The sequence below is a fragment of the Bacillus sp. FSL L8-0199 genome (assembly GCF_038005705.1).
Taxonomy (GTDB): domain Bacteria; phylum Bacillota; class Bacilli; order Bacillales; family Bacillaceae_G; genus Bacillus_A; species Bacillus_A cereus.
The window spans coordinates 1,303,113-1,327,508 of the sequence record NZ_JBBOTS010000001.1 but is presented as its reverse complement, the minus strand read 5'-3'; the positions used below and the strand labels follow the sequence as shown (position 1 = coordinate 1,327,508).

Below are 24,396 nucleotides of genomic sequence, written 5' to 3'. Positions count from 1 at the left end.
CATATTATTTTTCATACTTCCCAATTTTTTTTAATAAATCAAGTAATTCATCTTTTTCATCTTTCGTTAACATTTCAAAAGACTGATGTATAACTTCCTCATGCCCCGGAAAAATAGAAGCAATAAAGTTCTCGCCAGACTCAGTTAATTGCGCGTAAATAACACGTCTGTCATTCGGACATGGGATTCTCTTTACTAATCCCTTTTTCTCCAACTTATCTACAACATATGTAATGCTGCCACTAGCTATTAAAATGCGCTCACCAATTTGCTGGAGTGGTTGACCGCCTTTATGATATAGCAGTTCTAATACAGCAAATTCAGTTGGATTTAACCCGTTACTTTGTATAGATTTATTTGTAGTATCCATAACAGAACGATGTACACGAGATAATGCAATAAATACTTTTAAAGATTGAGAAATATCTTCTCGTTCATTATTTGATGTCATACAACTTTCAACCCTTCACTTAAATTCTCAGCAATAAAAAGAAAATACCACTTCATACTTCATGTGAATTCCGAATGAGCATTCACTCATCCATTTCTTCTCCCCTAATATATTAAAAATCATTCTTGAATAAAAACATGACAATTTTAACATAGTTTATATATAATGATAATAAAAAAAGAAGGAGTACCACATTTGAAAGTCAAATTCCAAAGCATAATTATATATATATTGCTTGTTATCCTACCGACAATAGGGATTGGTGCTACATTTTATTCGTATCATACATATAAAATGAAACAGGAAAACAAATTATCTGCTCATACAGTTCTCTTTTTATATAGAGATTATTTGGATCATCATCTTGGTGAAGCAATTTCTGCTTTAGACATGCTTGCAAAAGTTGTAGGCACCGAGACTGGTAATATAAATGGCATTAAACAAATTGTACATGATACAGATGGAAACGATGCACGCTTTTCTGGTCTATATTACGCTACACCAGAAGGAGTCATTACAATCGCATCTGAAGATGAATCAAAGCCTATAGATGTTTCAGACCGTAAATATATTCAAGACGCGCTCCAAACTAAAAAAACCACCGTATCATCAGTCATTACTGATCGCGTTCTTGGACATAAAGCTATTATGATTGCTGCCCCCATATTTAATAAACAGAAGGAGCTCTCAGGATTATTATTAGCTAGTTTACGCTTTGATTACATTTCCTCTTCTTTAAATGCCATTAAACCACAATACCATTTTGAGGTAACTGATAAACATGATGTAGTTTTTCTAACCGATGATAATAACGACACAAGTGATACGCATTCTAATATGCTTACTACCCCACTCCAAAGATTGAATTGGAAGGTCTCTGTTTCTCCATTACCCATTCATCAAAAAACCTTATACCAGTGGGTTGCAATAGAGTGTATAGCTACTTTATTTTTAATGTCTATTTTATTTTTGCTTGCTCAATATATGTTGTTAAAACGTCAAACAAAACTTGAAAGACAACAAAATGAGCTACAGAAAATTGAATTAGTTGGAACTTTTGCAGCGAGTACAGCACACGAAATCCGTAATCCTCTTACTGGAATTAAAGGACTCGTCGCTCTATTAAAAGAGAAATATAAAGATGAACAAGATCAGTTCTACTTTTCCGTAATTGAACAAGAAATAGAGCGAATCAATGAAATTGTAAGTGAATTTCTTATTCTAGGAAAGCCAACCGCCATCATCGAACAAACATATGATGTAAGAACAATTCTAAATGAGGTAGCATTAATTATTCAATCTGAGGCGAATTTACATAACATTGTATTCCATTTACATTTGCCAGACCATCCTGTTCATATCCGTTGTTCGAAAGACCATATGAAACAAGTGGTTTTAAACATTACCAAAAATGCAATTGAGGCCATGACTTCTAATGATACACTAACCATTGTAGTAAAAAACAATGAAACACACGCACAACTGCATATTACAGATACTGGAAAAGGGATTCCGCAACATATTCAAAAACACCTCTTTCATCCGTTCTTTACTAATAAAGATACTGGAACAGGTCTTGGACTTGTCATATGTAAACGAATTGTAGAGATGTATAATGGGCATATTTTTATCGACAGTACAGAAAACGAAGGAACGACAGTTCATATCGAAATTCCGTTACACATAGTATAATTATCCTTATCCTATAAGGGTAATTATACTTATTTCATAAAACCAGCCACAAGCATTCGCCAAAAATTATTTGATTTTCCTTCATACCCGATTTGGAAAATAGGTATTTTTATAATTGAAAACCATTTCGGTGTTTGTTTTTCTTTATAACATTGATATTGTAAAATAAGCTTGTCCAATTCTTGACTAACTTGAATTGTCTCCCTACTATTTAGCCCACTTGTTAATCCTAGTTGAATCATTTCTTCACGTTTCATATGAATATCACGTGAAAGCTTTTCTAATGTGTACTTCCTTTTTACAGTAAACATCCATATCCCCCTTATTATACTTCCATGCTCTTAACTTCACTTCTCCATTGACTTTTTTTAACTACTTAATCATATGCAAATTTGAAGAATCAGAAAATTTAACATTTTCTCCCTGTAATTTACAAATCTTTACCCTCACTTTGAGAATTATTACAAATTATTCTATCTTTGTAAATACATTCGCAATAATAGACATTTTTTTCATCTTCTTTTTTTATAAATTCTACGTAAACCGGGGATTCTTAATTTTCCACCTACTTTTCTTCGACATTTTTTGTTTAATTTATATAAAAAAGCAAAACATAATGATGATTGATAAAGTGAAACTTTAATCAGTGTTTTTTTGTTCAGCCCCCACTGATAATTAGCATTCACCAATCGGGTAGGCAGTGAATCTCCCACCTATCCAGCACAATGTTGAGGTGGGAGTCTTACTACCCACAAATAGCAGGATAACAATAGAAAGGAAATATTTATATGCGAAAATATACGATTGCATTATTCATCATTGTTTTGTTTTTACCGTCTTTCTTATTTCCTATTCAAGCAAATGCTCATACGAATAAAGTTGCTATTGTCATTGATGATTTCGGTAATAATATGAAGGGGACTAATCAAATGTTATCACTTCCCATTCCACTCACTGTTGCTGTTATGCCTTTTCTTCCTTCCACAAAAGAAGACGCAATAGCTGCCCATAAGAAAGGACATGAAGTTATTATACATATGCCAATGGAACCTATAAAAGGTAAAAAAGAATGGCTTGGGCCGAAAGCAATTACAACTGATTTAAGCGATGAAGAAATAAACAACCGACTTGAACAAGCGATTCAAGAAGTACCGCATGCAATTGGAATGAACAATCATATGGGGTCAAAAGTAACAGCGGATGAAAGAATTGTTCGCCTTATACTTGCTGCTTGTAAAAAACACGGTTTATTTTACTTAGATAGTAAAACGAATCCTAATAGTGTCGTCCCAAAAATCGGAAAAGAATTAGGAGTTCCTATTATTGAAAACCAACTATTTTTTGATGATGTATATACAGCAGGGCATATTTCAAAACAAGCCCAATTACTCATCAAAAAAATTCAAGAAAAACCTATTATGGTAGCTATCGGGCATGTGGGCCCCCCAGGTGAAATTACATCACGCGTTATTGAAACTTCTATCCCTAAAATTCGTGAGCATGCAGACTTTATTTTCTTATCTGATCTAGCATTATCCCCGCCTCCTGTTTCAAAATAAAGTTCATTACTCACATATAATCAGCCCTCACCAATTGGGCTTTTACGGGCAGTCCGCTCCCACTTAACTTCTTTGCTTGCGCTGAATTTTGAGGCGAAGATCTTACTGCCCACAAATAGCGGGACAAAAAAGTACCTATCTATATATAACAGATAGGTACTTTTCTTTTTAACTTAAATATAATCTACATGACTCACTCTGAATCCTTTTTTCTCTATTTTTCCGATTAATTGCTTTAATTTTGTTTCATCTAACTCATCTGATATATTTACAATAACGCGGCGGATATATTGATCACCGTTATCTAGCGTAAATAGGCCACCGATATTATATGCTTTTAACAATGTCCCAAGCTCTTTAATCGTTCCCTTACAATCTTGTGTTGCAATTGTTAATATATAACCACCTGTTCGCATACCAAATGAATCTTCAATAACATCAAATATATTCGAATGCGTTAACATACCGACAAATTCATTATAATCATTTAGCACGGCTAAAAACGGAAGCCGACGAATTACATAAAAAGCTCTGAAGAAGGAATCCTTTTCAAAAATAAATGCATTAGAATCATCGAGCATATCTCCTGCACTTACATGCTCTAATCCGCTATTGCATTTTTTTTCTAATAAATCTACTTTATAAATAATCCCTGTGAATTTCTTCTCATCTTCTGCTAATACCGGGATGGCTCGAAATCCCGTTTCGTTCATCATTTGCAGTGCCTCTTCACCAGAATCATTTATTTTGCAAAATGTTACTTGCTGCTTTGGCAGAAAATGATATTTAACTCGCAAAATATGTTCCTCCTTACATGTCAACATGTAATCTATATATAATAAGGAGACCTATATTTTATGAGTGAAATTATTTTTAAAACGCTTTCATTTATTTATTAACTTGTAGCTATATCACATCCATTTTTATATAACAGAGCTCCTTGCCCCCTTAATCATTAATAACTTTACATGATAGTTCATTAAATATTCTATACCCTCTAGCCATTTTTTCGCCTCTTCTGGCGTTTTTCCCCACACAATCATGCCGTAATTATGAACAAGAACTACTCCTCCACCTTCAATGAAATTCGGAACATTCCTTTCTAATAAATCAGCGAATTTTTTTTCATCTTCTACAATTGGAATTGTCATTTCTGTTATACCTTCTTTTCCGAAAACACGCTCCACACTGCGTTTATCGAACGTTACTTCTCCTTCTTCCCCATATAACTCTGATATTAAATGACTATCTACAGTCTGCACTTGTAAAATACATCCTGCACTACTTTTTTTATAAATATCCGCATGCATAAATGACTCTGCAGCTGGTTTTTCTTCATTTTCAAATACTGACTCGCACATGCAATTTACGACAATAAAATCTTCTTCCGAAAATAGCCCTTTATCTCTTCCCTCAACATTTACTAAGAATGTTAACGGCTCTTTTGACGTACATAGCGATAAGCTAATTTTGGTACCATAAAACCAATCACGAAGTGCCAATTCAGATTTCACATCTTTTAATTCATTCCATTTCTTCAGAAAAAATAACATTTCGTCACCCCCGGCATAATATTCATATAAGGTTCGAATCCTTTCTATGTAAAAGGAGTATTTTTTGATTATTCTAAAAATTAATTGAATTATCACATGAGAACGCTTTTTTGTCAATATAGTTTCGTGGTTCTTCTTTAAAATAGGCTATTCATATGTCTATACTCCTATCTATTTCCTATTTCATTTTGTACATAAAAAATACGCTACTCTTTAATTAAAGAATAGCGTATTTTCCTCATTTTTTATTCCGCATTAACGGGCAGCCCGATTAGTGAGGGCTAATAATCAGTGGGGAATGAACAAACCCCCCACTGATTAAAGTTTCACTTTATTTCTTTATTGCATTATATAAAAACTGTGCATATTGTTCACGTGTTACGAAATTATCTCCTAAAAAATTCCCTTCCCCGTCGCCTTTTGATATTTTATTATCCACTAAAGCTTTCACATATCCTTTCGCCCAATGGCCATTTGGTATATCTTTAAAATTCTCTGCACTATTTTCATTTTCTTTTAACTGAAATACTCTTTGTAATACTACTGACATTTCATATCGGGTTAATACTCCATCTGGACGGAACATACCATTTCCATAGCCTGTCATAATTCCAGCTTGAACCACTGCATCAATAGCCGTTTCATACATATTTCCTTTCGTATCTGTAAATGCCGTTTTTGGTACTAGATTATTTTCTAATTTTAAATACCTTTGTATTAGAAGAGCTACTTGTCCACGAGTAATGTTATCACCAAATCCAAATTCACCATTTCCATAGCCTATAAATAATTTTTCTTTCGCTAAGTAATTAATTGCTTCTTCTGACCAATGTCCTTTTGGTACATCTTTAAATTCTACCACTTCTGTTTTCTCATCTTCTTTAGACGTATTACCGTCTTTACTTTCTACTACATTTTGAATAACAGACCCTGTAAAGAAAATTCCTGTATCCGCGAATGGATCTTTCACACCAAATTCATATATTTTCTCACCTGGTGTACTCCATTTCACTACGCCATTACTATACGTACCATTATCGCTCTTCAGACGGATTTTCGTAGAAACTTCACCATCTTTTTCATATATAGGTACTTTTATTTCTTTATTTACTTCTGTTTCCTCTAAAAATACTTTTTGATTTTGGACATTAATATAAGTCGTCTTACTTAGTTCTATAACTGGTCGGACATCACGAATTTCATTTGCAACAAAACTTAGAAATACTAATTTTTTCAAATTACTAACTGGTGATAAGTCTGAAATATAATTCGCTTCTAAATCAAGCTTTTGTAAGTTTACTAAACTTGATAATGGCGTAATATCCTTTAACTCATTGTTAGGTAAGTGTAATTGTTTTAACTGTGTCATCTTACTTAGAGGAGTAACATCTTTTATTTCATTTTTCCCGATCCACAATTCTTCTAATTGCTTCATTTGCTCAATGCCGGATAAATCTTTAACTTTATTACGTGTTAATACTAAGTCTGTTAAAGGTAATGAATATAACGCTTTAATATCTTCAATTTGATTACCTGCTAAAGTTAAGTATGTTACATTTTTCAAAGCGCTTAATGGAGCAACGTTCGTAATTTTATTATTTGCTAAATTCAAGTAATCTAGTTGTTCCATTTTCGCTAATGCTGTTACATCTTCTATTTGGTTGCCTGATAGAAATAAACTTTTTACATTTTTCATTTCAGTTAGTGGTGCAACGTTTGTAATTTTATTATTACTTAAATCAAGAGATTCTAAATTATCCATCTTAACAAGTGGCGTTACATCTGAAAATTCATTACCACGCAAAGCTAAATGACTTAATTGCTTTAAGTTCGCAAAGAACGACGGATCTTTTATCTTCGCATTCGCAACTGTTAAAGATTTTAAATTTGGCATATATTTTAATGCACTATAATCAAGTATCTCATTCGTATTTAAAAACAAATCCTTTACTTGTAATAACTCTTCTTTCGTAATTGGTGTATTTAAATCTTTTCTATTAAATACTTTTTTATTCACAAGTTCTCTTAATTTGTTATCTGTTATCATATTTTGATTATCAACTGGATTATCCGTTTCCGTATTGCCTGAATTAGAGTTATCATCTGGTTTCTCTGTTTCTTTGTTACCTACAGTTGGATCTTTAATTTCAAATTGAACTTGATATTTGTGATCATATCCAATAGCTGGAATAAGTATATGCATTTGCATATTGTGCTTCTTCTCAAACTCACCAATTTCAAATTGAACTACTTTCGTCCCATTCTTCCTCTTATCTTCTGACAAAACCTTCACATCATGAAATACACCAGGTCGGTTTCTATCTTCTATTCTAAGATATTGAAAATAATCACTATCTTGCATTGTTACAGTGACAATTTTTTTGCCAGCTGCAATCGTTACTTTAGGATCTTTTATATATTGAGAAACCATAGATGGCTCATCTTTTTGGTCCTTATATATTTTAATCTCAGTATCATACGTGCGATCACTCGCTGCTGCTACCGATTGATTTGCTTCAACTTTTAATGCCGCTAATGCTGGAGTAGAGTACGTAGCAAATGGAATTGCTAATGTTGTCGCTACTACTAGCGCCTTCATGTAATTTTTTTTCAAAATAATATCCCCTATCATATATAATCTTTACAATTGATAAGTATTATCAATTATCTACAAATAAATGATAATGAATATCATTATCATTGTCAATGAGAATATTACATTAAATTTATATTTTTAAAGATAAAAAAATAAAAAAGCCCTTTATTCAAAGGGCTTTTTTACCTATCGTATGAAGAATTTCACTTTTTTCCTTCTCATTGATGACACCGATTTTTTGCAAAATATTCGCGTACAATACAAGTTTATTATATATTCGTTCTGACATGTTCTCCCTTCTTTCCTTCGACCAACTTTTTTTGTATTGGTAAATTATATGAAAGAGGTGAGAAAATGTGTCCACTTTTTGCATAACTGCAAATCTTTTATTTTACGATTTACAGATAATAAAACTCCCTCCTAAAAATTAGGCGGGAGTTTATGTGCTTTCACTGTATTTAACAAACTGTCCACTGAATATTATGCTTCTTAAGTTCTTCTTCAAAGCTATATGGCATTTTTTTATCACAAATTACGTGTTGAATACGCGAAATTGCTGCTATACGATAATTCCCTTTCACTCCTACCTTCGTATGATCACATAAAATATATGTTTTCTCAGCTAATTTCATCATCGCCTCTGACAATTTCGCTTTCTCTAATTCAAAGCTGGAAACTCCAAAACTAGGTAATAACCCATCAATCGAAACGAACGCTTTATGAAAATGAAATTGCTGTATGACTTGCTGAGAAATAGACCCTGATACACGCGAATGCTTTGGAGATACTTTTCCACCTATAAATAAAACTTCACCGTGAAACATCTTTTTATTAATAGAAGAAATTAATTGTGTTGCGACTGGAAATGAACTTGTTACAATCGTTAAGTTTTTACGATGAACAAGGTATGGAACCATTTGAAGCGGTGTACTTCCATCATCAATTGCAATGACATCACCGTCTTCTACAAATGTCGCTGCTTTATAACCAATTCTTTTCTTCTCTTCTATATGTAGCATTTCTCTTTCTAACATTGGTGCCTCTACTCCAGCGCCTGGAAGTTGAACAGCTCCACCATACACTTTTTTCAGCTTCTTTTCACGATCTAATTCTTCTAAATATCGACGAATCGTTTCTGTTGATACAGCAAATTCTCTCGCTAATTCTGAAACCTTTACTTTCCCTTTAAATTCTACCTTTTCAAGAATGGTTCGCTTTCTTTCTTCTCCTACTACAGACATAGCTTCACCTCATTTATATCTCCCTTATAAACTTCCTTACTTATACAAAGCTATAATTTTCTTTATAAGTAGAAACTTCTTCATGAATATGAATACCGCGCTTTGCTAGCTCATCAAAAATCAATTGTGGATTTTCAAAGGCTTCTTCAGGCGTAACAACACCCACCCTATTTACATTTCCATTTGCAATTAACTCTGCAGCAATCCCAAATGGAATACCGACGTTTCTCGTATACGCTCTTAATTTTTCCCATCCTACAACAGAACCATCAGATAACGGATGTGTATGATATAACACATGTCTTTGCTTCTCATTATTTTTCATACCTATTACTTCTACATGAAGTGCATAACCATAAAGCTCTGTTTCTTGCCCTTCTTTCGATTGCAATAAATACTGTGAAATACAATCCATAATGCCTATTTCTTTCCCGTTTATTTCAATCTGATCATTACGCAATATGCCGTAATCATATAAAGCACGTACAAGTTGCATATTTTGCTGTGGCCAAGTTCCTCTCGTCTCTATCAGTTTGACACCTTTATTTTCTAATGCCTTTGCTAGCGTAATCGTTTCAGAATGCGGAATGATATACTGCGTTGCCTTACCATAAGGCTCTGGCAATTCTATTTCTCTCGGACGCGCAAACGGAGGTACTTGCTTAAATTCACCATCTTCATACACTGTACGCGATGGTAAATATGGATCATATTCATATGTCGTTGTCTCTGTAATTGATGCAGAAAAAGCAATCGGACGATACGAACCGTGACTTACATGGACAGACTCTACAGTATCCAATTGATTTGCTGCATGCATTGCCATCATTTGCGTTACACCTGGCGTCATGCCAAATCCAGGTAAACATATCTTTTCATTTTCAACAAATATAGCATGCGATTCATTTTCTTCACCAAATCCATTTAAGTTCACACCGTGACAGCCTGCTTCTGCAATACAGCGGGTCGACAATCTGTTTAACTTTATCGTCGTACCGTCCATTACAATGTCATAACCAATCATTTTTGCAACCGTATCCTCGTGATTCTTTACATCTACTTTTACAAAATCAACACGAGGGTCGTTGAGCCATTCTACTACTTTACGGCCCTCTACCTCGTTAAAATCAGCTACTGTAATTGTCTCAAAAGATGAAAATTGAACTAAATCCAAAATAGCTTCGCGACAAATTTTACCTGCTCCACCTAAGCAAAATACTTTCACCCAATAACAGCTCCTTTAGCAATACTATCAACTAAGCGATTAATATCTTCTTCATGTACATCACCGATATTTCCAATGCGGAACGTATCTACTTTCGAAATTTTTCCAGGGTAAATAACAAATCCATAACGCTTTAATTCGTTATATAACTGTTGAAACTCGAATCCCTCTTTTGGATAAATGAAAGATGTAATAATAGGAGATTGATATTCCTCATCTACTAGTGGCTTAAATCCGATTTCTCCCATTCTATTTACTAGTAGTTTTTGATTGTTGTAATATCGATTGTAACGCGCTCTTACTCCTCCCTCTTTTTCTAGTTCAAGTAGTGCTTGATAAAAAGCATGTACAACATGTGTAGGTGAAGTAAAACGCCATTTCCCATTTTGTTTTTCCATCGTTTCCCATTGATCATATAAATCAAGAGATAAAGAGCGTCCTTGCCCTTTACACTTCAATAATTCATCACGTTTTGCGATTACAAATCCGAATCCAGGAACCCCTTGAATACACTTATTCGCACTACTAATTAAAAAATCAATTTGTAAATCAGCAATGTCTATTTCAATCCCGCCGAAACTACTCATCGCATCAACAATTGTAACCTTTCCATACTGTTTTCCTAATTTACATACATCTACAATTGGATTTATAATGCCTGTCGTCGTTTCGCAATGAACAACTGCAATATGCGTAATCTCTTTATCTTCTTGCAATAACTTCTCTACTTCTACAATATTAGTAGGTTCCCACTCTTCTGTTTGACTGACCACTACATCAATCTGTAACATCTCTGCCATTTGCACAATGCGCTTACCGTACGCACCATTTGTACAAACGAGAAGCTTCCCATTTGCCGGAATAACAGAACCAATTACTGCTTCAACTGAAAACGTACCGCTTCCTTGCATTAACACTGTTGTATATTTCTCTTCTTCCTTCGTCGCTAACGATACAAGTTTAGCTCTTACTTCTTGCACCATCGTATTATATTCATCATCCCACGTACACCAATCGTATAGCATAACTTCTTTTACTGATTTTGTTGTCGTTAATGGTCCTGGTGTTAATAATAAGTAGTGATTTTCAGTCATGATCCTATTCCCCTTTTATGAAATAATAAGTTCTTGTTTCTCGATATGTTCCATTACGCTTTCGAGTTCCTGCATCGTTTCTATCGTAAAGTGCGCCCCATTTTCAACGAAACGATTGCGAACTACTTCTATTTTTTCACGAAGTTCTACCGAATCCATATTCTCCACTTCCTCTTCCGTTAAACCGAGCTCGCTACTGCCAAGAATTACACCCACTGTCCACATTCCAGCATTTCTACCTTCTTTCATATCTGATACTGTGTCCCCAACTTTTATCATATGGTTCATCGGATACACACCAAGTTCCATTGCATTTTTATAGCACATCCATGGATATGGACGGCCTGCTGGAACATCATCTGGCGTAACAAGAAAATCAGGTTTATATCCTTGTAACGCTGCTTCCTTTGCTACAATATCCATCATTTCTCTCGTATAACCAGTCGTTGAACCAATTTTAATTCCTCTTTCACGTAAAGAAGCAATCACTTCTTTTACTCCATTAATCGGCGAAGCATAGCGCGGTAAAATAGCGAAGAGAATCTCTTCAAATTCTTCATACATCTCCTGAATGTCTGCTTCTGTTGGTAATTGTCGGAAAACACGATTCCACTCACTCGCAATACGAGGCATCTCAGTAAGTGCCCTTACATGATCTATTTTTAATAACCCCATTGGCTTACGAGCTTCTTCTGCTGTAATTGCTACACCCCGTTTATGAAAAATCTCCATGAATACTTCTAGTGGTGCAAAACATCCGTAATCAACTGTTGTCCCTGCCCAATCAAAAATAACTGCTTCAATTTTCATTCTGTCCATCACCTTTCTTACTTATCTTTTTTGCCATTGTGAAGTTCGGTTACGAAGTGCTTTCGTTCCCCATTCATATACAACTCTTACTACAATATTTGTAACAACAATAAGCACACTCATTGCAGCTGCTGGCGCCACATTTCCTGCATCATCCATATTTACGATTGATACGGCAGCTAGTTTAAAATCAGCTGCATATAGGAATACAACTGCCGATACAGTTACCATTGAATTTACGAAGTAGTACATTACCATTTCTAAAATTGCTGGTAAACACATTGGTACCGTTACTCTAAAGAATGTTTTATAAAACGGAATACCCATCGACTGCGAAACAAGCTCAAACTCTCGATCTAATTTCTTTAAAGCAGTCGTTGCCGTGACAAATGTTACAGAATAAAAATGAATGATATTTACTAGTACTAACACAGCGATTGTTCCGTATAAAGAATGAAACGGGTTCGTTACTGATAGTCCCAAAATTTGAATCGTTGGTTGACTAAAGAAAAAGACATATCCTAATCCGAGTACTAAACCTGGTATGGCTAAAGGAACGATAGAGAAAAAGTAACCTGTTTTTCGGAAGAATTGTAGCTGGTCTATTTTCTCAATTGCATATGCAAATACAAATGTTAAAATCGCCCCAATAACTGCTGTAACTGCTGAAACAATTACGCTATTTTTAAATGCTTCAAGTCCATCTCCTGTTAAACTCGAAAAATTAAAATGCTCAAATGTAAAACTCATATTATATGGCCATACTTTCACACTTGCAGCAATACCAACTGCCACAAATAACAAAATGATCATAAATGTAATCACACTACAGTATATGAATGAGATGACATCTCTTTTCTTATTAGCTATTATTCTGTATGGTACTGCTTTTGAAGATAAGAAATTCGCCTGCTTTCTTTGCGTAATACGATCAACTGCAAATGCGAATATAGCTGGGATTAATAAAATCATTCCAACTGTTGCACCCATCGACATATTTTGCTGTCCAATTACTTGTTTGTATACGTCAGTAGCAAGCACATTATATTGTCCACCAACAATTTTTGGTGCCCCAAAATCAGTGAAACTAAGTGTAAACACAACAAACATTGCACTAATTAATCCGTACTTTACACTAGGTAAAGTAACCGTGAAAAATTGTTTTGTTTTACTCGCCCCTAGCATATTAGAAGCTTCATATAAACGATAATCGGATCCTTGAAAGGCAATTAGTAATATGAGAAAGGCTTGCGGAAATGTATACATAACTTCAGCTATTACAATTCCTACTGGTCCATATAAAGGGATTTGTATACCTTCAAATAACCCAAACATTCCTTTCGTTACTAGCCCTTGATTACCAAATAAATATGTAAGTGCTATACCGTGCATCATCGTTGGTGCAAACAATGGTAATAACGCTACATACTGAAATACACGCTTTCCAAAAACATTCGTACGGGCAATCGCATATGCGTAAACGAATGCAATTGAAACTGAAATAATTGTTGTTGCGCCCGAAATCCATACCGTATTTTGTAAAGACTGAACTAAAGTCGGTGTTGTGAAATATTTACTGAAATTCGCTAAACCAATGAAAACTCCATCTTTATTATAAAAAGCTTGTGTAAATAGTTGTAATAGTGGTAATACAAGTATGATAAGGAAGGAAAGAATCATACCAATAATTACAAGCCTTTGGATCCATTCCTCTTTCCCTATACTTCTCTTAATCTTTTTTTTCGCACTTTCTACCTTGTAGTTTTCTAACATCTCCATCTATACAATGACCTTCTTTCCATATGACAACATATGATTTTCTGAGAAAGAGATTTGAATCGGCTTTCCTTTTCTAATATCAGCTACTTCTACTTCTGATGCTAATATATCCACTACAATTTTCTCATTATAAAGGTATGTGTTTTCTTCTACGACTCGCACTTCCGTCCGATATACAGATCCACGAAACTCCATACTTTCCACAACTGTTTTAATACCGTCCTTTTGTACAATTGTTACATGTTCAGGACGAATTGCATGCTCTTCGTTATTTTTCGAAAAGAAATTAATAGAACCAATAAAATCTGCCACAAACGGATTGGCTGGTCTTTGATAAATCTCCTCTGGTGTTCCAATCTGCATAATTTCCGCATGATTCATTACAACAATTTTATCAGCCATCGTTAATGCCTCTTCTTGATCATGCGTGACCATAATAGTTGTTACTCCTACTTTCTCTTGCAAATCACGCATTTCTCTACGTAACTTTTCACGTACTTTCGCATCTAAAGCAGATAACGGCTCATCAAGTAACAAAATATCTGGAGACAGAGCGAGCGCACGTGCAAGTGCCACTCGCTGCTGTTGTCCACCAGACATTTGAGCAGGATATTTATCTTTTACATTCAGTAAATCTACAAGTTTTAACGCCTCTAGCGCTTTCTCTTTTACTTCTGCTTTTCCATATTTTTTTGTCTTTAAGCCGTATTCAATATTTTCAAGTGCTGTTAAATTCGGAAATAATGCATACGATTGAAACACCATTCCGAAGTTTCTCTTTCCAGGAGGTAATGCTGTAATATCTTTTCCATTCACAGCTATACTACCTGTTGTTGCCTCTTCTAGACCTGCTAAAATTCGAAGCAATGTCGTTTTCCCACAACCACTTGGGCCTAATAAACATACAAACTCATTTTTGTTCACAGTAAAAGAAATATCTTTTAACGCTGTAAATGCATCAAACTGTTTTTGAATGTGTTGAATTGATAAATATTCGCTCATTTTTTCTCTCTCCCACTCACTTACTTTTTCGGTTCTGCTTTTTGGCCAAACTCTTTTTCCCATTTTTCTAAAATTTTGTCACGATTTTCTGCTGCCCACTTAAAGTCATTCTTTTTGTATAACTTTTCTGTTACATCTTTAGGGAATCCATCTGGAAGTTTATAATCATTTTTAATTGTCGCAAATCCATTTTTCTCGAAGTATAACTTCATTACATCATCAGTAATCGCCCAATCTAAAAATGCTTGCGCTAATTTTTCATTTTTTGCATTATCTTTTTTAATAAGTGCGTTCGCTTCTACTTCCCAACCTAATCCTTCTTTCGGCAATACAACTTCAACTGGTGCACCTTTTTGTTTCTCTTTCAAAGCACTATAAACCATTGATACGCCAACTGGATATTCACCCGCTCCTGCTAATTTCGCTGGTTTTGATCCTGAATGCGTATAACTTGCCATATTATCATGAAGTTTCTTCATGTAATCCCAGCCTTTATCTTCACCCATGATTTGTAGCCATGCAGAAACTGTTAAAAATCCTGTTCCAGATGATGCTGGATGTGGCATAACAAGTGTTCCTTTATACTCTGGTTTCGTTAAATCTTCATATGATTCTGGCATCGGTAAATTTTTCTTCTTTAACTCTTCTTTATTTACAGCAATCCCCGTCATAAATGCAGTATTTCCTACCCATTTTTCAGGTTGCTTATCATCTTTAAATTGTGGAAGAACACGATCTGCTCCTTTTGGAGAGTATCCTTTTAACATATCTTTTTTATCTAAAGCTAATAGACTTGATGCCGCAGTTCCCCATACAACATCTGCTTGTGTATTTTTCCCTTCAGCTAGCAATTTCGCAGTAATAACTCCTGTTGAATCACGTACAATGTTCAATTTCACATCAGGATATTTCTTTTTAAAGGAATCAAGATAAATTGGTACAAGTTCTTCTTCAATTGCTGTGTAAACAGTTAATGATCCAGATAATTTGTCATCTTTCACTTTCGCTCCAGCACTTTCTTCCTTCTTTACACCACACCCCATTAATAACGAAAATACCATTCCAGTCGCTACAGCTTTAAAGATTGTTTTTTTCACTGTTTCTCTCTCCTTTTACAAATCTTATGTACAACTCAAATATAAACAACTAGTGTAAAAGCAGTATTAAACCAACATTAATCTTTTGTTTGTTGTTTGTTTTTGTGTAATACGTTGCTACTTCTATGTTTTTTCGCATTTTTCCGCTAATAGAAAACACTAAATTTACAAATAATTAAAAAAACCTTTATAATCCCACAAAAAAATGAGGCGTTTGTAAAAAACGCCTCATTTTTGTTTCCCTTTTTTTGAATTACGATTCGCATACTTTGCGCTATTTTCTCCTTCATACTCTAATGCAAATTCTGCATCTGGTAAGCTTTCTTTCGGAGTTTTATTATTATTGATTGCCGCATTTTGTTTCACTTTTCTTTTTACCAATACATTCACCTGCTCTCAAGAAATCACTTTCTACTCTAGTTTGAAACAACTTAAAATAATTATTACTGGCAAGTGTTAACAAGTACATAAGAGGCGTTAGATGGAAATACTACATATGAAGAAATCATTATAAAAAGGAGCGATAATTTTGAAGAAAAAAGAAAAGATTCAATCACCCATTTTAGACGAAACGCTCCCGCATCAAATGAATTTTCCATCTTTTAAAGGAACAGGAAAAACGATGCAACAACCTTTTGTGAATCAATATAATGTTGTAATTGGAGACAGTAAATATAATTCCGAGAACAGTCCGCTTAACAATTGGAGTGATGAAGTAGATCCTGCCATTATGGCTGGCGATGAGTGGATCCATCCGACAAATGATATTGGGTGGATTTCAGAAGAAAATCAAGAGTTACTAAAAAACGAAGTGGATAATAAAAATGAAGCTTTTATGCATCCACAATTTGGCATTAACGACTAAAAAACCATTCTACCTAACGTAGGTAGAATGGTTTCATACTATCCAATAATAATCCGCTCTTTCGGGTATTTATAGCGAGGTGGTTGTTCCCTTCCACCACTAGCTAAAATAAATGTTAAAATACCAACGCGTCCGATAAACATAAGCACAATAAGTACAAGTTTCCCAACAGTTGTTAAATCAGGCGTAACACCTGTTGATAGTCCCGTCGTTCCGAAAGCAGAACAAACTTCAACAATTAAGCTCATAAGCGGTACATTTTCCGTAATAGATAAAATGAATAGCGCAGTAGCACATAACAAAATCCCCATCGTCATAACGACAGATGCTTTCAGTACATCCTCTTCATGTAGCTGACGTTTGAAGACTCTAACTGTTCTACCGCCCCTTGCAAAGGTGTATAGTGACAATATACTAACAGCAAATGTAGTTGTACGTATTCCGCCCCCAACCGAACTTGGAGATGCCCCTATAAACATTAATATACTCATAAATAAAAGCGTCGGTTGTGATAATTCACGTATATCCATTGTTGCAAGTCCACCACTTCGCGTCGTCACAGATTGAAATAATGTATAAAATACAGTTTCATGCCATGATTTTCCTACTAAAAAATGATTTCTCTCCAGTAAAAAAATCATAATTGTACCCACAACAACGAGTGCGAAAAATGTTGTTGTCGTCAATTTTGTAAATAATGAAAAACGGAATAATTGTTGTCGCCTTTTACTAAGAAATTGCTTTACTTCCATTAGCACAGGGAAACCAATCGCTCCTAAAATAATTAGTAACATATGAATCATTTGAACAATATAATCTTTTTTATACGGAATTAATGACTGTCCTGTTAAATCAAATCCGCCGTTCGTAGTCGCACTAACAGCTGCAAAGAAACCGTGAAAATAAGCTTCTTGCCAAGTCGGAAAGTAAAGTAAAAATCTTGTACCTAATAAGATTGCTCCAATAAGTTCTATCGAAATAATTACAATTAAAATAGAACGCATCAATTCTACGAGACCCGATAAATTTCCTTGATTATGATCTGCCATAATTAATCTTCTTCTTTGCAAACCAATCTTTTTCCCCGTAATGATCCAAACAAATGTACCAAGCGCCATAATTCCTAAGCCGCCTAATTGTAAAATAAGAGCTAAAACAATAATTCCTGCCGTAGTAAACGTATCTGGAATCGTAATAACAGACAGCCCCGTAACACTTACCGCACTAACCGATGTAAAAAGAGCATCTATAAATGTCCATTTCACACCGGGCTTCGTAACAAACGGGAAACTAAGCAATATCACCGATACAACTACCGCTAATAAATAAAACAAAACGATGAGTTGTACAGGACGTAATTTTTGTAAAAACTTTTTTATATCTCTCATTCCATCACTTCGCTACCTTTTTTCTATCGATTAAATAAAGAAAAATCTTTACTTTCTTTATTTGTAAATAACTGCTCAAATAATTTGGCAAAGACCATTCCATATACAGTTCCATTACCTCCATACGGCAATGCGTAAAATAAATTATGTATCTTTTCATCTTCTTTTAAAATGGGAAGACCATCATGAGTACCACCAAATACAGCTGCCCAATAGTAGTCTGCCTGTATATTTTTATACTGCGGGAACATCTCTTTTACAATATTAATAAGGATATCACGCTTATGCAATAATTTCGTATCACCGATTGTTTGAATTTGCATCGCTTCATCTAATCCGCCTACAATAATGCGGTTTTGATACGTTCGAAAATATAAGTAGGGCCGTGCCGTTTCCCAAATTAACGATCGCTCATGCCAGCCTTCAAACTGATCTATTTCATTTGTTACAATTGCATAAGAGGTGTCTACTGTTGTATTTTTTTCTTTCTTTCCAAAAAGCGCTTCATAACCTGTCGCCATAATAATATTCTTTGCTACAATTTGATTCCCTGTTTTCGTGTAACAAATTAAATCATTTTTGCGTTTTTTTATATGTATTGCCTCTGTATGTTCATATATATTAGCTCCCATTTGGTTTGCTTTATGCAAAAGACTATGTGCTAATAAATACGGATTTACCTCAGCATCACCGTGTGTATATAATGCCGCTTGTTTTATAAAAGGATAACGCTCCTTAATATCAGATGCTGTAAAATACTCAACAGGAAATCCATAATTCTGTAACGTATTGTACTCCTCTTGTAAAAATGAGACATCCTCACTTTTACTTGCATAATATAAACTATTTCGCAGAATAAAATGGGGATTAATATCAAGAGTCGGTATTACCGCTTCCATTGTTCTTAGCGCTTCATAACAAAGCTTATATGCTCGCACCCCTTTTTCTTTACCAAATGTATGGATAAGAGAGGTTAACGATTTATCATGAAGAAATTGTAGTAAACCTGTATTAGCAGCTGTGCTACCACATGCAATGGCTCTTTTTTCAATAAGTGTAACACTCATGCCAATTTTCGCTAACGAATGCGCTATATGAGCACCGGCTTCGCCGCTTCCGACTACGAGCACATCACATATCATATCATTTTCTAACAGTGGATAACAAGGTACAGAAACTCCTGTATTCCAAAACAACTTACCCATCATAAGTTTCATAATTATACTCCTAAAATATAAATTTCTCCTTTCTATGTTTTGTTATTTTTCATAAAAAAATCCAACTAACATAGGCTAGTTGGATTTTTTATCTTTAATTAGAACGCTCTTCAAGCCAATTTCCAATCGTCGGATATGTTTGTTTTACAGCTGTTCCACCGTAAACGATAGACATATGTCCTGTCGGTAAACATACATATTGTTTATCATTGCTAGAAATATGATCTAGCAATGCTTCTACTTGACATGGCAAAGCGATATGATCACGTTTCCCAGAAATATTTAAGACATTCGCCTTAATATTTGCAAGGTCTACCTTTTGTCCGCGAATAACGAGTTCACCCTTAACCAATTTATTATTTTGATAAAAATCACGAATCCACTGTCTGTATGATTCACCTGGGAACGGAATACCATCACCAACCCACTTTTGAACCAATCTCCAGCTTTCGACGAAGCGTTCATTCTCTGAACGATCTACTAAAGCAACATATGGACCAACAAAGTTCGTAATTGGCTTTAACATTTTGTTTCCGAAATCAATCATTTCTGGCGGAATATTTCCAAATGTATCAACCGCTTTATCTAAATTGAAGTATTTCTCATCTAATAAAGGACCATACAATCCTGTTTCAGAGAAATCAAAAGGACTTGTCATAAAGATTAGGTTACGAATTGGCATGTGCGGATGAAGCGCTGCATAAATAGAAGTTAGCGTTCCACCCATGCAATAACCAAGTAAAGAAATCTCGTCCGATTTCGCAGTTCGCATTACTTTTTTTACGGCTTTTGCAATATAATCAAACACGAAATCATCAAATTTCAAATGACTATCTTCTAAACCAAATGTGCCCCAATCAAGCATATACACATCAAAACCACGATCCACTAGATATTCCACTAAACTATTTCCAGGAGTTAAATCCATAATATATGGTTTATTAATAAGAGCATATATTAACAGAATTGGAACTCTTTGTGTTTTTTCTTGTTTTGGAATGTAGCGATAAAGCTTCGTCTTATTCTTCGTCCAAATAACCTCTTTCGGCGTTAATCCTACTTGCGGCTCTGGTTCACGTAATAAAATTTCACTCGCCCTTTTCACTCGGCGGTATGCTTTTCGGTACTCTTCTGGGTATAGCTCTAATTGCTTTTCCCATTCTGTTGCGAATGTAGTCATTTTTCTATCTCCTTTTTGGTCGATTTCCTTCTAAAAAAAAGAAGTGCATTCCTGCTATGGATATGCACTTTTTTCTTGCTTCATTACATATATAATCCGCCGTTAATGTTTAATTGTTGACCTGTGATATACGCACCGTCACGGCATAGGTATACTACACCTTTTGCAATTTCATCAGCTTGACCAAAACGTTTTTTCGGGATTTTTGCAACGATTTTTTGACGTACTTCTTCTGGTACTTCTGCTACCATTTCAGTATCAATAAATCCTGGGCAAATAGCGTTTACAGTGACATTTGTTTTTGCAAGTTCTAACGCTAACGATTTTGTAAATCCTAGCATACCTGCTTTTGCTGCTGAGTAGTTTGTTTGGCCAAATCCACCTGCTTGACCAATAATAGAAGAAATGCTAATAATTCTTCCTTCTTCCGCTTCTGTTATGTATGGAAGAACAGCGCTTGTCGTATTAAATACGCTACTTAAATTCACGTCAATTACGCGCTCCCAATCTTCACGATTTAACTTTTTGAATGTACGATCTCTTGTAATACCAGCATTATTAACAAGAATATCAACTTTACCAAAATGATTCACAGCTTCTTCTACAAGTCGGTTTGCATCTTCTACTTTAGAAACATCCGCTTGCACTGCATAAACATCATGTCCGTCTTTTCCTAATTCATTTACTAAATTTTCAGCTGCTTCTTTACTGCTATTATAGTTAATAACTACTTTCGCTCCCTCTTGTGCTAATGCTACTGTAATTGCTTTTCCAATTCCTTTTGCTCCACCTGTTACGATTGCTACTTTTCCATTTAATTGAACCATTTCTTTTCCCCCTTAAATGAATTTGTGAACGATTGTTATGAATCATTTTGGTACTCATACTATAGAGTCCATATATAATTATGTTTCGCTGTTTATACGTGAAAAGAGATTCTCCCTCTCTCTTTTATCTGTTATAAACAAGCGCTTTTATCATTTTTTATTTTCTGGCTTATTCGTAGGCTTTACCTCTTCTTTTACAGGTACTTGTAGTTTAGCTAGTACTGCATTTTGCTTTTCTAGCAATTCTAAAATTTGATCTACTTTTGTTTCAAGCGTACGAATATCTTGTTTCACTTTCGTCACATCACGCTTTAATGTAGGAGCTTGTCCTAAAGAATCGACTTTCTCCTCTAGAAACTCCTCAATGTTATCTACTTTATTTTCTAAGTTAATAACAAGCGTAGCCACTCTTGCGATATCCTCTTTCGTCGGCACATTTACTTGTTCTAAATAGTTTTTTGTCGTATCATTTAATGCTTTTTGATAAAACAAATTCAAATCTAGAACGCTGCCCATCCAAGCAGAATATTCTTCTGTTTTAATTGTTTCATTGAGCGCTTTTCCCCAAAATGTTTCGGTTTGTTCATAAGCATTTTTCCATGCTTGTAGTGGATCGAATTTTTGATCAATCACTTTACCTACACTCCTTTTTTCGTTTTTGAAACAATTCAACCTATTCACTATTTTCTAATATTCTGAATAAAACTTCAAGTCTATATTTTATTTTTTTCTATTTTCTAACAAATGTGTTGACTTTAAAAACAGATAGGTGTAAATTGCACTTATAAGCAAAAAATTCCATCTAACTGATTCATGAGGTGATGCACAATCATGCTACAAAATGAACCAGAACAACGCGAAAGTTTGGAGAGCAACCAAGCGAAACAACCAAACTCCATGCCAAAAAACTTCTTAGTTCCCTTCTTACTTCTATGTCTAAAAGACTGGAGTCTTCATGGTTACAAACTTATTCAAATGCTAATGGATATCGGCTTTTCTTCTGTTGACCAAGGTAATGTTTATAGAACACTACGCAAATTAGAAAAAGAAAACCTTATTTCTTCTACTTGGGATACAAGCGATGGAGGGCCGGCAAAAAGAATTTATTCTTTAACTGAATATGGAGAGCAATATTTAACAACATGTGCGACTTCTTTTGAACATTATCAAAATATGTTGCGAACGTTTTTCACGTTATACACCAATGCATTCTTTCCATTTTCTACTTCTCCAGAAAAGGATGAAAAGGATTCTTCATCTTCACCTGGTGGTACAGCAGAGTAATCTGCGTTCACAATATGCAAAAAAACATTTGGGGGTCAAATAATGGAAACTAAACCATACGAATTAGTCGATGCATTTTGGAAAAACTGGTCTCAATCACTTTCCCTTTTCTCTTCAGCTGGGAAACAATTAGAGCAGCTTACTTTAGAAACATTAAAACAACAACAAGACGCTTTGCATAAATTAACATCAGGAGTAGATGAACTAGAAAAAGAACTACAACAACTCACTGCTCAGTTCAACAACCAATATACAGATTACGTGAAACAATTAACTGGAAACTCCTTAAATGATCAAATTAACGAGTGGCAGGACAAATGGAAGGAACTTTCTGCTCATATGCATCAACTTACTGTTTCTCCTACAAAAACATCTTTGTCAATTCTTACACAAACAAGCGGTCAATTTGAAGAAACAACAAAACAATTTATTGAGCAACAACAATTACAACGTGAAGAGGCTCAAAAACAGTTAGAAGGTTTTTTGGAAGAGTTCAAGTCAAAACAGTTGGAACTCGCAAAAAAGTTCGAGGAAAACTCAAAAAATCTATTTACTTCCATCAAGTAAGAAAAATGTGGGAGCTAACTGCAGCACAAACAAAACTCTTTCTTCCTCCTACTACATCAAGATGGCTGGCATTTTTCGATATGGAAAAGAAGGAGGACAAAATGAATCCATTTCAAGAAGCACAAACCGTCCCGGAGCTTCGTTATGATGAGATTCAAGTCGGTGATCAAGCATCCCTTACAAAAACAATTACAGATGAAGATGTTATCAATTTTGCAAAATTGACTGGGGATGTGAATCCTATTCACATTTTAGACTCTTTTGCAAAAACGACAATGTTTAAAGAACGCATTGCCCATGGTATGCTCGTTTCGAGTTTTATTTCTACCATCCTTGGAACGAAACTCCCAGGCAAAAATACGATTTATTTATCCCAAAATGTTTCATTCCGTGCCCCTGTCAAAATCGGTGATACACTTCGCGTTGTGGCAGAGGTTATTAAGAAGCGTGACGATAAAAAAATCATTACGTTGCAAACAAATATATATAATCAATCGGATGATATTGTCGTGGAAGGTACAGCGACAATACTAAAAAAAGAGTAGCAAATTTGCTACTCTTTTTTCTATCCAATAACTTCTAATCACACCGATTACTTCCGCGTATGAGCACGCCGGTTCCACATAAAATAACAGTACCAATTCAGATAAGTACTTATCTGGACTGGATTACTCATAAGGATGTGTATCATCATGGCAAAAACAAACAAATTACTAGTTCCAGGTGCTGAACAAGCACTTGATCAATTTAAATATGAAATTGCACAAGAATTCGGCGTAAGCTTAGGGTCTAATACAGCATCTCGTTCTAACGGATCAGTTGGCGGTGAAGTAACAAAACGTCTTGTTTCTTTAGCTCAACAACAATTACGCGGATAATAATATAACATATGGCTTAGAGGCAGATATTCTCTGCCTCTTTCTATTTTTCACATACATAATCGGACTTTTTCACATACTAGTAAGAGCA

Annotated in this window: 25 protein-coding genes; 7 read left to right on the top strand and 18 right to left on the bottom strand. The window is 34.7% G+C overall.

What is annotated here, in order from left to right:
- Positions 1–4: 4 nt before the first annotated feature.
- A complete protein-coding gene (locus tag NST86_RS06885) occupies positions 5–451 on the bottom strand; it encodes a MarR family winged helix-turn-helix transcriptional regulator (protein WP_086423855.1) in 447 nt (148 codons plus the stop codon).
- Positions 452–646: 195 nt separating this feature from the next.
- On the opposite strand from NST86_RS06885, the gene NST86_RS06880 reads away from it, so the two are divergent.
- A complete protein-coding gene (locus NST86_RS06880; RefSeq protein WP_000865053.1) occupies positions 647–2,143 on the top strand; it encodes a DUF3149 domain-containing protein in 1,497 nt (498 codons plus the stop codon).
- Between the two features lie 29 nt (positions 2,144–2,172).
- Here NST86_RS06880 and NST86_RS06875 read toward each other — a convergent pair whose 3' ends face one another.
- Positions 2,173–2,454 (bottom strand): aspartyl-phosphate phosphatase Spo0E family protein, encoded by a 282-nt coding sequence (locus NST86_RS06875; protein WP_000495536.1) that lies wholly within the window; start codon positions 2,452–2,454, stop codon positions 2,173–2,175.
- A 477-nt stretch (positions 2,455–2,931) separates the two neighbouring features.
- Here NST86_RS06875 and NST86_RS06870 point away from each other — a divergent pair, with 477 nt between their 5' ends.
- Entirely contained in the window at positions 2,932–3,702 is a 771-nt protein-coding gene (locus tag NST86_RS06870; RefSeq protein WP_001234107.1) for a divergent polysaccharide deacetylase family protein, read from the top strand.
- A gap of 173 nt (positions 3,703–3,875) precedes the next feature.
- On the opposite strand, the gene cbpA is transcribed toward NST86_RS06870, so the two are convergent.
- The 11 genes from cbpA to NST86_RS06815 all read right to left on the bottom strand — a co-directional run bounded on the left by cbpA (position 3,876) and on the right by NST86_RS06815 (position 16,480).
- Complete coding sequence (gene cbpA / locus NST86_RS06865; protein WP_001264207.1) at positions 3,876–4,499, bottom strand: cyclic di-AMP binding protein CbpA; 624 nt, start codon at positions 4,497–4,499, stop codon at positions 3,876–3,878.
- Between the two features lie 126 nt (positions 4,500–4,625).
- Positions 4,626–5,255, bottom strand: coding sequence for a class II aldolase/adducin family protein (locus NST86_RS06860; RefSeq protein ID WP_000896005.1), 630 nt, complete (start codon positions 5,253–5,255; stop codon positions 4,626–4,628).
- 331 nt (positions 5,256–5,586) lie between these two features.
- Positions 5,587–7,887 carry an NEAT domain-containing leucine-rich repeat protein gene (locus tag NST86_RS06855; RefSeq protein WP_061662873.1) on the bottom strand — a complete coding sequence of 767 codons (2,301 nt, stop codon included), beginning with the start codon at positions 7,885–7,887 and terminating at the stop codon, positions 5,587–5,589.
- Between the two features lie 422 nt (positions 7,888–8,309).
- Positions 8,310–9,092, bottom strand: a complete 783-nt coding sequence (locus tag NST86_RS06850; RefSeq protein ID WP_000117667.1) for a DeoR/GlpR family DNA-binding transcription regulator — start codon at positions 9,090–9,092, stop codon at positions 8,310–8,312.
- Between the two features lie 40 nt (positions 9,093–9,132).
- Positions 9,133–10,317 carry a saccharopine dehydrogenase family protein gene (locus NST86_RS06845; RefSeq protein WP_061662872.1) on the bottom strand — a complete coding sequence of 395 codons (1,185 nt, stop codon included), beginning with the start codon at positions 10,315–10,317 and terminating at the stop codon, positions 9,133–9,135.
- Entirely contained in the window at positions 10,314–11,411 is a 1,098-nt protein-coding gene (phnW, locus tag NST86_RS06840; protein WP_000138231.1) for a 2-aminoethylphosphonate--pyruvate transaminase, read from the bottom strand. Before phnW ends, NST86_RS06845 begins: the two co-directional genes overlap by 4 nt.
- A 15-nt stretch (positions 11,412–11,426) precedes the next feature.
- Positions 11,427–12,221: a phosphonoacetaldehyde hydrolase gene (phnX, locus tag NST86_RS06835; RefSeq protein ID WP_000687366.1), complete on the bottom strand. Its 795-nt coding sequence runs from the start codon at positions 12,219–12,221 to the stop codon at positions 11,427–11,429.
- Positions 12,222–12,242: 21 nt separating this feature from the next.
- On the bottom strand, positions 12,243–14,000 hold the full coding sequence (locus tag NST86_RS06830; RefSeq protein ID WP_000425514.1) for a putative 2-aminoethylphosphonate ABC transporter permease subunit: 1,758 nt from the start codon (positions 13,998–14,000) through the stop codon (positions 12,243–12,245).
- Complete coding sequence (locus NST86_RS06825; RefSeq protein WP_000006191.1) at positions 14,001–15,002, bottom strand: putative 2-aminoethylphosphonate ABC transporter ATP-binding protein; 1,002 nt, start codon at positions 15,000–15,002, stop codon at positions 14,001–14,003.
- A 20-nt stretch (positions 15,003–15,022) separates the two neighbouring features.
- A complete protein-coding gene (locus tag NST86_RS06820) occupies positions 15,023–16,099 on the bottom strand; it encodes a putative 2-aminoethylphosphonate ABC transporter substrate-binding protein (protein ID WP_061662871.1) in 1,077 nt (358 codons plus the stop codon).
- A 228-nt stretch (positions 16,100–16,327) separates the two neighbouring features.
- Positions 16,328–16,480, bottom strand: a complete 153-nt coding sequence (locus NST86_RS06815; protein ID WP_000240799.1) for a hypothetical protein — start codon at positions 16,478–16,480, stop codon at positions 16,328–16,330.
- Between the two features lie 148 nt (positions 16,481–16,628).
- Here NST86_RS06815 and NST86_RS06810 point away from each other — a divergent pair, with 148 nt between their 5' ends.
- Positions 16,629–16,964, top strand: a complete 336-nt coding sequence (locus NST86_RS06810) for a DUF3905 domain-containing protein (protein WP_000726028.1) — start codon at positions 16,629–16,631, stop codon at positions 16,962–16,964.
- 38 nt (positions 16,965–17,002) lie between these two features.
- Here NST86_RS06810 and NST86_RS06805 read toward each other — a convergent pair whose 3' ends face one another.
- The 5 genes from NST86_RS06805 to phaR all read right to left on the bottom strand — a co-directional run bounded on the left by NST86_RS06805 (position 17,003) and on the right by phaR (position 22,209).
- A complete protein-coding gene (locus NST86_RS06805) occupies positions 17,003–18,352 on the bottom strand; it encodes a TrkH family potassium uptake protein (RefSeq protein WP_016117448.1) in 1,350 nt (449 codons plus the stop codon).
- A gap of 23 nt (positions 18,353–18,375) precedes the next feature.
- Positions 18,376–19,569, bottom strand: a complete 1,194-nt coding sequence (locus NST86_RS06800) for an NAD(P)/FAD-dependent oxidoreductase (protein ID WP_016117447.1) — start codon at positions 19,567–19,569, stop codon at positions 18,376–18,378.
- 94 nt (positions 19,570–19,663) lie between these two features.
- Entirely contained in the window at positions 19,664–20,749 is a 1,086-nt protein-coding gene (gene phaC / locus NST86_RS06795) for a class III poly(R)-hydroxyalkanoic acid synthase subunit PhaC (protein WP_000206333.1), read from the bottom strand.
- A gap of 83 nt (positions 20,750–20,832) precedes the next feature.
- The gene (locus NST86_RS06790) at positions 20,833–21,576 is read right to left on the bottom strand and encodes an acetoacetyl-CoA reductase (RefSeq protein ID WP_000250407.1); all 744 of its coding nucleotides are present in this window, start codon (positions 21,574–21,576) and stop codon (positions 20,833–20,835) included.
- Between the two features lie 150 nt (positions 21,577–21,726).
- Positions 21,727–22,209 carry a polyhydroxyalkanoic acid synthase subunit PhaR gene (gene phaR / locus NST86_RS06785; protein ID WP_061662870.1) on the bottom strand — a complete coding sequence of 161 codons (483 nt, stop codon included), beginning with the start codon at positions 22,207–22,209 and terminating at the stop codon, positions 21,727–21,729.
- Between the two features lie 198 nt (positions 22,210–22,407).
- On the opposite strand from phaR, the gene phaQ reads away from it, so the two are divergent.
- From phaQ to NST86_RS06765, 4 genes are all read left to right on the top strand, one after another.
- Positions 22,408–22,860: a poly-beta-hydroxybutyrate-responsive repressor gene (phaQ, locus tag NST86_RS06780; RefSeq protein ID WP_000939955.1), complete on the top strand. Its 453-nt coding sequence runs from the start codon at positions 22,408–22,410 to the stop codon at positions 22,858–22,860.
- Between the two features lie 42 nt (positions 22,861–22,902).
- Positions 22,903–23,427 (top strand): polyhydroxyalkanoic acid inclusion protein PhaP, encoded by a 525-nt coding sequence (gene phaP / locus NST86_RS06775; protein WP_000448594.1) that lies wholly within the window; start codon positions 22,903–22,905, stop codon positions 23,425–23,427.
- 101 nt (positions 23,428–23,528) lie between these two features.
- Complete coding sequence (locus NST86_RS06770) at positions 23,529–23,972, top strand: MaoC family dehydratase (RefSeq protein WP_001067916.1); 444 nt, start codon at positions 23,529–23,531, stop codon at positions 23,970–23,972.
- Positions 23,973–24,119: 147 nt separating this feature from the next.
- On the top strand, positions 24,120–24,305 hold the full coding sequence (locus NST86_RS06765) for an alpha/beta-type small acid-soluble spore protein (RefSeq protein WP_001140707.1): 186 nt from the start codon (positions 24,120–24,122) through the stop codon (positions 24,303–24,305).
- Positions 24,306–24,396: the final 91 nt, after the last annotated feature.